Annotated in this window: 8 protein-coding genes; 5 read left to right on the forward strand and 3 right to left on the reverse strand. The window is 40.4% G+C overall.

Features of this window, described 5'->3' with window-relative positions:
- Positions 1-68: 68 nt before the first annotated feature.
- Positions 69-329, forward strand: a complete 261-nt coding sequence (locus tag ABMY35_RS17950; protein WP_058029052.1) for a DUF3081 domain-containing protein — start codon at positions 69-71, stop codon at positions 327-329.
- 24 nt (positions 330-353) lie between these two features.
- Positions 354-878, forward strand: a complete 525-nt coding sequence (locus ABMY35_RS17955) for a hypothetical protein (protein WP_349287456.1) — start codon at positions 354-356, stop codon at positions 876-878.
- 61 nt (positions 879-939) lie between these two features.
- Here ABMY35_RS17955 and ABMY35_RS17960 read toward each other — a convergent pair whose 3' ends face one another.
- Entirely contained in the window at positions 940-2,256 is a 1,317-nt protein-coding gene (locus tag ABMY35_RS17960; RefSeq protein ID WP_349287457.1) for an NAD(P)/FAD-dependent oxidoreductase, read from the reverse strand.
- Positions 2,257-2,504: 248 nt separating this feature from the next.
- Here ABMY35_RS17960 and ABMY35_RS17965 point away from each other — a divergent pair, with 248 nt between their 5' ends.
- A complete protein-coding gene (locus ABMY35_RS17965) occupies positions 2,505-3,074 on the forward strand; it encodes a hypothetical protein (RefSeq protein ID WP_349287458.1) in 570 nt (189 codons plus the stop codon).
- Between the two features lie 40 nt (positions 3,075-3,114).
- On the opposite strand, the gene ABMY35_RS17970 is transcribed toward ABMY35_RS17965, so the two are convergent.
- Positions 3,115-6,528 carry a methyl-accepting chemotaxis protein gene (locus tag ABMY35_RS17970; RefSeq protein WP_349287459.1) on the reverse strand — a complete coding sequence of 1,138 codons (3,414 nt, stop codon included), beginning with the start codon at positions 6,526-6,528 and terminating at the stop codon, positions 3,115-3,117.
- Between the two features lie 581 nt (positions 6,529-7,109).
- Between ABMY35_RS17970 and ABMY35_RS17975 the strand changes: the two genes are divergently transcribed.
- Positions 7,110-9,977, forward strand: a complete 2,868-nt coding sequence (locus ABMY35_RS17975; protein WP_349287460.1) for a TonB-dependent receptor — start codon at positions 7,110-7,112, stop codon at positions 9,975-9,977.
- Positions 9,978-10,147: 170 nt separating this feature from the next.
- The gene (locus ABMY35_RS17980; RefSeq protein ID WP_349287461.1) at positions 10,148-10,834 is read left to right on the forward strand and encodes a lipoate--protein ligase; all 687 of its coding nucleotides are present in this window, start codon (positions 10,148-10,150) and stop codon (positions 10,832-10,834) included.
- 21 nt (positions 10,835-10,855) lie between these two features.
- Here the strand turns inward: ABMY35_RS17980 and ABMY35_RS17985 are convergent, their stop codons facing one another.
- Positions 10,856-12,664: a HAMP domain-containing sensor histidine kinase gene (locus tag ABMY35_RS17985; protein WP_349287462.1), complete on the reverse strand. Its 1,809-nt coding sequence runs from the start codon at positions 12,662-12,664 to the stop codon at positions 10,856-10,858.
- Positions 12,665-12,878: the final 214 nt, after the last annotated feature.

Here is a 12,878-nt window from a genome sequence, read left to right on the forward strand (position 1 = left end):
AAAATAAGACTAAACTTAATGTCTGTGTAAGACGTAAAAATGAGTAATGAATGCAATAAGGTTGGCATATGAAGAATAATTTAGAGTCAAAACATATTTTGCGTGTATATGAGCATATTCAACAACATGGTGAGCCATACGAACAGGGCAAGCATTTAGAAGGGATCACGGCGTTCTCTGACATCGATGGCTATACCATCTATTTGCAGGGTAATGGGGTGCTGCTCCGTTTTGGGTTTCATAACAAATATGACCTTGAATACGAGCACAGTAAATTAAAAGAAGAATTTTTGAAAAAGCTGGATGTGATTGCTAAGCAGTTTCAGTAAAACCAAAAAAGGAACATTAAATTGATGAAACATTTTTTACTCATATTTGTATTAGTTCTATTAACTGGGTGTGCAGCCCAATACCCAAACCAAGATGTCACAGGAAAAGCTTTTCCTAGTGTTTCAGGTGGAAGCCTAGAAAAGGAGCGTATTAACCTACCTGATTTTGTTAAAGGTGAAGTTGCACTATTTTTAGTTGGCTACAAGCAGGACAGTCAGTTCGACATTGACCGCTGGTTGATTGGTCTGGATATGAAAGATGCTGATATTAAAGCGTATGAGTTACCAACCATTGCTGGCATGTTCCCGAGAATGTTTAGCACACAAATCGATGAGGGCATGCGTCGTGGAATTCCTAAAGAGCTATGGGGTGGGGTGATCACCATTTATGAAGACGGTGAAAAAATCCAAGCGTTTACAGGTAATGAAAACCCGAATAACGCCAGAGTGATGCTACTGGATAAAAACGGCAAAATTATCTACTTCTACGACAGAGGGTTTTCTGTCTCAGCATTGAATGATGTTTTGGCACTGGCCGAAGCTCAATAAAAAGAAGTGAAAAAATTGTAGCCTGAACTTTAATAAACGTTCAGGCTGTTTAGAGATATGATTAATGCAATTTCATCTTAGGGCGCACAATGCGCAGCAGTTTTTCTGATAACCAAAGTGCCGCAGTTTTGATCGGTCCGTGTATTGCGTTTTGATGCATACGATAAAGCGATAAATACATCACCCGCGCTAGATTACCTTCGATAAACATGGTGTTGTTCGTCAGGTTACCCATCAAGCTACCCACAGCGCTAAATCGAGAAAGGTTCACCAGTGACCCATGATCTTTATAAACAAAAGGTCTTGGCGCTTTGCCTGTGAATTTCACTAAAATATTGTGCGCGACATTACTCGCCATCTGATGTGCAGCTTGCGCGCGAGGTGGCACGAAAGTGCCATCTTCTTGCTCGCAGGCACAAGCATCACCCAATACATGGATGTGTGAAGTGCCTTTTGCTTGTAAATATTCGTCTACTTTAATTTGATTGTTGCGAGTGAATTCAAAGCAATCGAGGTTTTTAATAAAGTCAGCCACCTTTACGCCCGCCGCCCAAAGCATTAAATCAGCTTGGATCAAGGTATTGTCATCGGTGATAAAGCCCTCAGAAGTTGCTTTGCTCACTTTAGTGCCCTCTAAGATATTTACACCCAAATGACGCAACTCGTCTCGCGCAGAGTTACTTATTCGAGTCGGTAGGGCAGGTAGTATAGTTGGCCCGGCTTCGATTAAATGAATGGTGAGCTTGGTGCTGGTAAACGCACTCATACCATAGTGCTTTAGAAGTTGAGCGACATGAACAAGTTCGGCGCTGAGTTCAACACCTGTTGCCCCACCACCGACAATAGCGATTGAAAGACGATTTTGTTCTTCAGGTAATTGGCTAGCAGCTTGGTGTACACGTGTAAAGCAGTTAAGTAGCGCATGTTGAAAGCGCTCGGCTTGCTGGTGAGAGTCTAAGAAATAACAATGTTTACTGACACCAGGCGTATTAAAATCATTGCTGACACTACCAATGGCGATGATTAACTCATCATAATGAACGGTGCGTTGTGGCAAGATCAATTCACCGTCTGAATCGTATTGCTCTTTTAGGTATATCGCTTGTTTTTCTGCGTCTAAGTTAATGAATTCACCGAGAATAAACTGAAATCCATGCCGAGCCGCATGGGCAGAGTAAACGACACCGTCTAGGCTAGTGTCGAGCGAGCCTGTCGCCACTTCATGCAGGAGCGGTTTCCAGATGTGGGTACGGTTTTTATCGATTAAAGTAATATTTGCGCGACGAGATTTCCCGAGTTTATTCCCTAATTTACTTGCCAGTTCTAGGCCGCCAGCGCCGCCGCCGATGATGACAATATTGGGATGCGTGTTAATCATAGTTGTGCCCTTTAAAAAGTTATAAAGAGCTGAGCACAATCCTTTGTAAATATCAGATTTACTTACATGGTGTTCAGGTCGTTATAACCTTGCACAACTTGAGGTTATTGTACGCCTAACTGTCTGCTAGCAATATGGAAAAAGTATTTCTAAATGTTTCTGAGTAAATTTATTTGCGTTGCAAAAATGTTGTGTTTGTATTAGTTTTTGGTTGGTTTTTGTGCTTTTATTTAAATAAGGATAATTTTATGAAAAAAGTATTGCTAACAGCGTGTTTAGTTTTTGGGTCTGCATATAGTCAAGCCTCTACAGAAGTCGACTGTACTTATGATGTTGTAAAAAAAGCAGTATATGGCGGCTGGTCAGACTGTAGAACTCATAACGGATCTCTTATCGAGCAGTTTGTTCAGCCGTCATCTCAACAGGTTGTACTCATTACTGGTTACGATAATAATAATGTGTTGAGCTCATGTTTCGCAAATGTCGATTTTTGGGGATATGAAAATGTCTCTGTTAAGCAGTGTAAGTATAAACCTGAGTTACAAATCCGAATGTTTAGAATGGAAGATTCTACAGAAACGAAAGTTTGGATTGAAGGCTCGGACCAAGACGGACACATAACCAAGGCTGAGTTATGGGTTAATGGGGTTAAACGTAACTCAAACAATACATCTTTAAGAGGCCCAGCAGGAACTGAGTTCGAAGTCAGAGCTAAAGTCACAGATAATGATGGTTATACAGCATCAACAATGCGCACAATTTCTTTGGTATATAGACCGAATAACCCTTGTGATGTTGACCCTAGAAGATGTAGATAAATTTGGGGCTGCAAAAGCAGCCCTTAATTCTTGTTAATTATTACGCCAAATTTGGCAAGTAACGCTCATCGGGTAGATAGGTTTGCTCTAAAGCCACAGATGAAGCACTACCCTCGGTTAGGGAGAAAAACTCGACCGTTTGGTTCATCATTTGCGCTTGCTCAGCCATAGCTTCACCAGCGGCGGCTGCTTCCTCAACCAGTGCTGCATTTTGCTGGGTCATCTGATCCATCTGAGTAATCGCAGTATTTATTTGCATAATGCTTTCAGACTGGTGTCTTGCTGATTGAGCAATCTCAGCCATCATGACGCGTACCTTGCTAGTGGCTTCAACGATTTCACTTAAGGTATCGCCAGAGCGGTTTACTAAGTCGGTGCCTTCTTCAACTTTAGATTGACTGTCTCTGATCAGATCTTTGATTTCTTTTGCTGCATTTGATGAGCGCTGGGCTAGGTTACGTACTTCACCGGCAACAACAGCAAACCCTCGACCTTGTTCACCTGCACGGGCAGCCTCTACAGCCGCATTCAAGGCAAGTAAGTTAGTTTGGAATGCAATATCATCAATTACACTGATAATCTCAGTTATCTGTTTACTCGACTGATTGATTTCGCGCATTGCGCTTACAGCTAATTTCACGACCTCACCGCCATGGCTGGCTTTGTCTTCAGCCGTCATTGAAAGCGCATTTGCATCTTCGGCTTTTTCAGAGCTTTGACGAACAATCTCGGTTACTTCATCCATACTAGCCGAGGTTTCCTCTAGGCTACTGGCTTGCTCTTCAGTACGTTGACTCAAATCTGCATTTCCTTGAGCGATTTCATTCGCTCCTTGTGAAATACTGCCAGAGGCATGGGTGATGTTTTCAATGACTTCGGTCAGCTTATCAGCTGTGCTATTGGTATCTTGTTTTAGTTGACCAAAAGAGCCCTCGTAATCGTTGGTGATACGTTTGCTCAAATCGCCCTGAGCTAATGCACTCAGCACTTTTGTAACGTCATCAAGTGCCACTTCCACGGTAGACACTAGGTCATTTAAGCCTGTGCTGAGTTTTTCAAAGAAGCCTGTTTTACCTTGTAAAGATAGCTGCTGACTTAAGTCACCTTGTGCGGCAGATTGCACCAAGTTGTCTATTTCTTTTTCAATATTTACTTCTGCGGTTTTGTCGGTCCACTCGAGCACAGTGCCAATACGTTCGTTATTAACGAAGATAGGGTTAGAGGTCACAGAGAAGACGCGTTCACCAATATATTCAGTGCTGTTGTGGGCATGAGACAAGTTATTAAACAAGACACGCTGTTGTTCTGGTTCTAAATAAAATTGATCAACAGGGAAGCCAATTAGGTTGTTGGCATCGAACTGGCCTATGTGGGCTTGAATATCGCGCTCAGCACTTTCTATGGTGCTCTTTAGGGCTTGGTTTGCATAGATGATATTAAGGTTTTTGTCTGCAATCATGACGTTGCCCGAAACGCTATCAAGTGCATATCTCACTCTGGCATTTTCTGCTGCAATACGTGTCTTTTCAAGTTCTTGAGCTAACCAGTCTGTTCTATCTTGCCACTCTAATACTGTACCAACACGTTCATCCTCTACACTGACCGGGCTCACGATTACAGTGAAGGTTCTACCAGAAATCACAAACTCAGTTTCAATGCTTGCTGTTTGAGTTTTGAATTCTTCTACTTTATTGCTGAAATGCTCAAAAAATGCATCAACTTGATTACCAATAATGGCTTCTTGATTAAAGTGTGGAATGGCTTGTTTAATATCTTGGTTGGCAACTGTAAACATGTGATGAATGGCGTTATTCATGTAAATTACATTTAGGTCTTTATCTGCAATCATCACCTGACCAGAAGAGCCATCTAAAGCATATTTTACCCGTGCGTTTTCAGAGGCTATACGTGCTTTCTCTTGTGCTGCGGCAAGCTCTTCGGTTCTATCTTGCCACTCGAATACCGTACCAACGCGTTGCGCTTCAACAATGACTGGGCTTGCAACTAATTTAAAAGTTCTGCCTGCAATAACAAATTGCTCTTCAAGGCTGGTGGTTAGGCTGTCAATCTGTGCGAGGTGTTGCTCAAAGTAAGGCATTAAACCATTGATTTGCGCATTTAAAATATGATGAGCACTAAAGTTAGGCAACTCAGCTTGTAGCTGTGTTTCAACCCCTTCAAACATGTGTTGAATTGAACGATTTAGATAAATGACTTGATGATCAGTATTGGTGATCATGACATTAGAATTGGCGTTATCTAATGCACTTTTAATACGGGCATTAACCCTTGCCACGCGACGCTCTTGCTCTTCTTTTTCACGGATGAGTTTTAAGCTTTCTCGCATTTCTAACATAGATTTGAAGACGCCTTGCGGTGCTCGTTCATCATATTCTTGGTCTAAGTCACCTTTTGAAATGGCGGTTGCAATATTGTCTAGCTCACTTGGATCTTTACCAAGTTGTTTCATCACCATTCTAAGTAAGAAAAATATAATAGCTGCACTAATTACAAGCGCTGTCATAAACATAATAAAAATTTGTGATACGGCCTGTTCGTTAGCAGATTTTAATTGAGGGCCAAGAATATCTTGGTCTGACTTAACCGAAGTACTTAAATCTCTGACTAAAGCAGCAAAACGCGGACCTATCACATCTAATACATTGGTTACTTTGTCATTTCTATCAACAATAAGGTTTTGAACTTGATTAAAGGCGTTTGTGTAATCAAGGAACATGCTATTGATGTTGTTTAGCCTAGCTTGATTTTCTGTACTCAAACTAAAAGTGCTCATATTAATGAGTTGGTCTTCGAAGCTAGAGAACTCTTGATTGACTCGTTCAGACGCTGATAGTTGATTACTTTCTAGGTATTTAACAACATATAAGCGGCCAAGCAATAAGTTGCGCATTGCTTCACCTGCAACATAAGCCAATTGCGTATTATTTGATTGGGCGGCACTTTGCATGACTTGCGTTAGCTCACGCTCCATTCTAGGACCAATAACATCTAATTGGTTTAACACCAACTCATTGCGCTCAACCCGATACGCTTTAATAACTTCGAACGTTGCATTGTACTGCTCAATTTCTTGAATGAGTTTAGTCACCATCTGTGCTCGTTCGGGCTTATTAATTTCTTGTTTGGCGTCGAGAATGAGCTTATCAACTTGTTCAAAGTACTGGTTGTATTCGCGAAGGTCTTTCTCACTACCTGTGAGAAGAAAGTCTTTTACATTCATGCGCACCATTAACATATTCGATTGTAAGGTGCTCGCAAGGTTAGAGTCTCTTGCTAGCTCTCGATAGCTTTTGAATCCTTCATCTGCTGATGTCAATGCCAAATACGCGGTCAATCCGATTGCCGCAAGAATACACAATATTAAAGTAAAGGCAGAAATGAGTTTTGCTTTGAGTGTGCTGAAAATGCCAAAAGAGGGGGGTGCTGTGTCCATGCTTAGCTTCCTAAAATATACCAATAAAAGATGCAACACTAAGTGGTAGCCTAGTATTTATACAAAATCAAAGTGTAAAACTTTCTTTATATAACCAAAATACATAGATTGTTCCGGTTTTGGAAATGATCTATTTCAATAATGTGGTGATTATATTTAATATTTCTTTAATCTGTCTTTCTTTGTTTTTTTAAATTCCTCCTCGTTAACAGTATATAAATCAAAAATATTTATTATTTTTTAGAATTGTAACTGTCCCCTTTATTGCAATATATATCTTGTTTTATAAGGTTTTTAAGCGTTTTATTTGGTGGGTTTTTTAATTGGTTAATTTTTTAAATTTTTAAGCTATTGATTTTAAGTGGTTTGATTGTTTTTTGTTTTGGTTTGTTTTTGTGCATTTTCTGCAATAATAATATTTTAAATAAGTGTTAGCTTGTTTTTTGCGGTCTTGACTGTGCATGTTTATATGCATATTTTTATGCTTGTTAACAGGTTTGTATCGCTTCTGTTAATCCTTCTCTTCCTCAGGGGTGGGTGTATGCGTTTTATAAAAACTATAAGTTAAGATGGATGAAATAATGCAAAATAATAAAGTAGCTAAAGCAGTAAAATATGCGATCGCTTGCTCAGTGATCTCTACAGGACTGTCTACCGGTGTTGCTATCGCAAATGAAGACACTGAAGGTAAAGATGTTGAAAGAATTGAAGTAACAGGTTCACGTATTCAACGTGCTGAGTTTGAATCGGCAAGTCCAGTTGCAAGTTTCGATGCAGAGGATATTGCTAAATCAGGTGTGACAAGTGTTGATGAATTCTTAAAGTTCATTCCTGCGACATCAGGCTTCCAGCTTGGTGCGACAACTAACAATGGTAACGATGGCGCGAAGAAGATCGATCTTCGTGGCCTAGGTTTTAACCGTACTCTTATTCTTATCAATGGTAAGCGTTCAATCGGCGACGTAAACTCTGACGGCGCAGTAGATTTAAACCAAGTGCCTATGTCAATGGTTAAGCGTATTGACGTTTTAAAAGATGGCGCTTCAACTATCTATGGTACTGATGCAATTGCAGGTGTTGTAAATATTATTCTGCAAGATGATTTCGAGGGTGTACGCGTTTCGGGCAGCGCTGGTGCAGGTACATCTGAATGGGATGCAAAGCAAAAAACCTTCTCTGTCTTAATGGGTACAGCCAGTGACAAAGGCTCAATCACTGTTGCACTTGAGTACAACTCTCAAGAAGAGTTAAAGCAGGGTGAGCGTGATTGGGCACATGATGCACTTTACCCTTCAGCGATCCGTGATGAAAATACAGATGAAGTTTTAGGTTTCGAAGCTGTCGCCAGTGGTAGTTCAAACTCAAGAACCATTCGTTTAACTGGTGACCAAAGGGCTGCAATCGCAGCCGCAGGTGGTCCTGACAAAGCAAGCTGGGTTGTAGATGCAGACACTGGTGAGGTTAGACCATATGACAACACTAAAGATGTTTATAACTATGCGCCAGTTAATGCGTTAATCACGCCAAATGACCGTTTTCAAATTGCTTTAAATGGTAAATACGAAGTGGCTGATGGCACCAATGCTTATGTTGACGCATTTTATACGCAACGTGAATCTCTGCAACGTCTAGCGCCTGATGCTTCATTTGGTCGTGGACAATTACAGTATGTGTGGGATAACCCGAATAACCCATTTGGTGCTGCAGATCGTAACCCTTGGGGTGTAGACTTCTCAGCATCTGACTTAACTGAAGCACAAACGGATCCTATGAAAGGTATTCATATTAACCGTCGTTTCACAGAGTCTGGTGGTCGTATCTTCACTCAAAAAGCGCATACCTACAGAATTTTAGCTGGTCTTGAAGGTGAAGTCGGTGATGGCATGTTCTACGATGTGTCTTTCACTCATGGTTATAATGAACAACTTGATAACACCAAAAACTATCACCGTTTTGACCGTTGGCAGACTATCACAAATGCAGTAAATTGTGCGGCAAACGCCGACTGTAAAGCTGCGGGTGTATTAGACCCGTTTGCTGACTTTGGTGCAATCACGCCTGAGCAAATGGCATATCTAAGTGCGAATTCACTGAAAGATTTCAGCTATGGTGAGCTTCGTCACATCATCGCGACTTTATCAGGTGAAATTGAAACAGATTTTGGTGGCGGTTTCATCGGCTGGGCTGCAGGCTTTGAAAACCGCAAAGAAAAAGGCGAATCAATTCCAGATGAATTCTCATCAGAAGGTCTAACAACTAGTGGTGCGAGTGATCCTCAACTAGGTAGTTTTACTGCTGACGAAATTTATCTTGAGACCTTCATCCCTGTTGCAGATTCATTATCGATTGAAGCGGCAATTCGTTATTCTGACTATGAGAATAATAAAGGCGCAACTTTCGACTCGACAAACTTTAAGGTGTCAGTTGATTGGCGTCCACTAGATTCACTTAAAGTACGTGGTGGTATTTCAACAGGTTTTAGAGCACCAAATATTTCAGAGATGAATCAAAACCAATCTACTGGTTTCCCAACAGTTGACTTTATTTGTGAGTTTGAAGACATTCGTAATGATATCACCGATCAGCAAAGAGCTAATTGTATTGCGGATGCTGATACGGCTGAGTTAGGTTACGCTTGGCAACCAGCTTATACAACAGAAGCACCAGAGAAAAGCCTGATCCCTGAAGAATCGGTAACCACAAACATCGGCTTTGTATACACAGTGCCAATGGACGATAACCTAGTATTCAGTGTTGATTATTGGAGCATCAGTATTGAAGACTTAATTGGTTCAACGCCATATCAGTTACTTTTCAATAGTTGTATGGATTCAAAAGATTACTCAGCGTCTTCATGTTCGGCTTTCCCGAAAGATGATAACGGTAAAGCGATGCCAATCGCATCTTTTGGTCTTCCTAATGATGCAACGTTTGCATTCGGTAACGTAGGTGAGTTAGACACGTCTGGTATCGACTTTGAATTAGACTACTCGACAGAAGCTGACTTGGGTTTCACTGACCGCATTGGTGTACGTGTAAGTGGTACGTATAACATCGAGCGTGTTGAAACATGGGTTGAGTTAGGCCTTGAGCGTGACATGGTAGGTAATGCTTACCCGTTCGAAATCTACCCAGAGCTTAAGTTCACAACCTCATTCATCTTTGGTGGTGATAACTGGGATGCGAACTATGACCTTCGCTATATCAGTGAAACGACTGATGCATTACGTCCAGCATCAATTACTGATGACCATATCGCTGATGCGGTACTTTATCACGACGTAAGCGCAAGCTATAGCATGGATAATGCTCGCTTTAGTGTGGGTATTAGTAACTTGTTAGATGAAGATGCACCGCGTTATCACAGTGGCTTTAACGCAAATACGGCACCAGGTACATACGACACAATCGGTCGTCGTCTATTTGCAAGCTTCAAGCTTGATTTCTAATCAGACCTAGTCTGACTAGAGCATCAAAAGGGCTTCCCTGGCCCACTTTATTTTAGCGCCCAATTTGGGCGCTTTTTTGTATTAACAAACTTGTCTTTACTCAGCCTTATTTTGTTATATATTGCTGATGCAACAATTAATATATAAACAAAAATCAAGGTTACTAGCCTATGAAACCTAAACTTTTATTGTATCCAAGTATTCAGGTTGAAAATGTATTTGCAAAAGAAACCGAAGTCTTAGGTCAATTGCAAAGAGGGGAGTTAAATGAAGCCTTGATTTTGTGGCAACCTGATAAGCCAACATTGGTTTTGCCGTCAGGTAATAAATGGCAAAGTTCAGAAGGACTGAATCAACAGCTTATGCAAATGGGCTGGCAGTTGTTTAGTCGCAAAACCGGTGGCGCGCCTGTACCACAATTGCCTGGTGTGATTAATGTCTCTCATATGTATGTGTGGGATGAGCAAACGCCTTATTCGATACCAAAAGCCTATCAAGATTTTTGTGTCAAACTATCTCGGTTTTTTGCGTTATATGATGTGAAAGTAGGTGTTCATGCCACTGATTTTTCTTACTGTGATGGTGACTACAATCTCAATATTTCAGGCAAAAAAGTCGTGGGAACAGCACAGCGAGTGGTACTTAAAAATGGTGGTGGTAAGGTGGTACTTGCTCAGGCTTGTATCTTAATCGATACGGACATTAGCACCATCATAAACCCAGTAAACACCTGCTACGAATACCATCAACAAGCTGAACGTATACGTTCAGAGGTTCATACCTGTTTAGTTCAACATACGAAGCAACAAGACTCTGTTGAAGGTTACTTTCAAAGTTTAATAAAGGCCTTTTCATAGCTATTATCATTTTTTGGTAATTCACTCAAATTGTTGACGAAATGGGATGTCATTGAAGTGCATATAAATACATATGCCTCTACCTTCAATACTTTGTAATTCAATATGGCCACATAGGCGCTGGGTGACTAAGTTATACACTATGCTTAGGCCTAGGCCAGTTCCGCCTTCACCTCGTTTTGTCGTCACGAAGGGTTCAAACACCTTTTCAAGTAGCTCTTCTTTTATACCTGCACCGTCATCGCTAAACCTGAAGTGGATAGCGCCGCTAACAAATTTGCACGAAATTTCAATGTTGAGCTTTTTATGTACAACTTGACCATGGCGTAGGCTGTTTACGATAAAAATAGTGAATATTTGCCCAAAAGCCCCAAGGTAGCTTTTTATAATCATTCCTTTTGGAATATCGAGAGAGATACATGCATCATGTTTATCAAGTTCGTGTCTTAGGCTGATGACAAGATTGTCTAGAAATTCGTGTATATCGAACTCGACGAGCTCATCATATTCTTGATGAGACGCAACCTGCTTAAAGCTGCTTATGAGTTCTGCAGAGCGAGTTAAGTTACTTTCTATTAAATTAAGCGAGTCATCAAACTCTTGTAGCAAAACTTGTAGATTAGCTTTAGATATCTTGCCTTGTTTGAAGTCATCTTTAAGCTTGCCTACCTTCTCCCTAAGGAAAGATTCACTGGTTATTGCTACGCCTAAGGGGGTGTTTAATTCGTGTGCAAAACCTTTTACAAGACCGCCTAAGCTGGCCATTTTTGCGTCTTCGATAAGCCTATTTTGGGCTAGTGAGAGTCTCTCGATAAGTGTTTCAATATGGCTTAATAATATGCCTAGATCATCACTAAACTGAGATAGCTCGTCATTACCACCAAGTTCTAATCGCTCACTAAAATCATCATTTTTAGAAAGTTTTCTGATAAATGTGGTGACAGCAATCAGTGAAAAAGTCACTCTGCGGTTAATCACAAATGAAACGGAAAGACTGATAATGGTGGTTGCTAAAATAAGTAAAAAAATCTTTCTAAGGTAATCTTGCGAAGTTGCAGCTTGTTGCTCATTGAGGTGCTGGTATAATGTGTCAAAACGTTCACCTAGCTCTACAGAAAGTGCGTTATTTTTACCTTTTAAGCCTTGTGAAGCATGCTGTCCCTGGGTTTCTAAATGATAAATATATTGATTAAATCCTTGAGCATATTCATTGAGCCTTAAATTTAAATCTGCACTTTTTTCGGGGTAACGGGTATTAATCAACTGCTGTGTCTGTGCAATCAGTTGAGTGTGTTGCGTGAGATATTTAATGTCCCAACGTAGTAGATAGTCTTTTTCTCTGCGCCTCAGTTCTAAAATTAGAATTTCAAACTCTGCATCTTCTAACTTTTCAGTATTGGCTTGTAGCTCGTGGACAGCATGACGAAAAAAACCTCTTAACCCTCTGTCCTCATTGAACCCTAACCGCCTTTGAAGTTTTATTTGTTCAAGTAAATTTTTTTCAAATTCACCAACCCCTACCTGAATTTGGCTAAGTAGTAGCAGAGCAATATCATCATCTTCAATGCGTTGTTTGAGAGACATTATGGCTAAAGCGTAATTGTTTTTAAGTTTTTTTAATTCACTTTCAATGTCTTTTGAGCGATACAGACTAAATGCAGGTTGTAAGTAAAGAAAGCGGGTGAATGCGTTTTTATATTGGAGTAGGTGCTGGTCAGTCTGTTTACTATGTTGTGACTGTTGATACAAAAAAAGCCCGCCAACGAGTGTTACGATTAAGCTGGTAATAATACTGGCTTGGGAAATGATAAATCCGGTCTTTAATTTCATAGCACCCTTAAAGAGGTTTTCACAACATATAGTGACAGTTAAGCATGCTTTAAGTGTAGAACATGACAGTAAATGTGTGAAAAACTCAACAGTGTACGACGCACTTTTATTATTCGACTAAGATTTCGGAGCGAGTTTATGAAAAGCCTATATTAGTTTTATGGCATCGTAGAAGCTATAAAAAATCTAAAGTTATTGTATTTAAAGGTTAAAT

Origin of the sequence: Pseudoalteromonas sp. BZB3 (assembly GCF_040104455.1) — a bacterium.
Classification (GTDB): domain Bacteria; phylum Pseudomonadota; class Gammaproteobacteria; order Enterobacterales; family Alteromonadaceae; genus Pseudoalteromonas.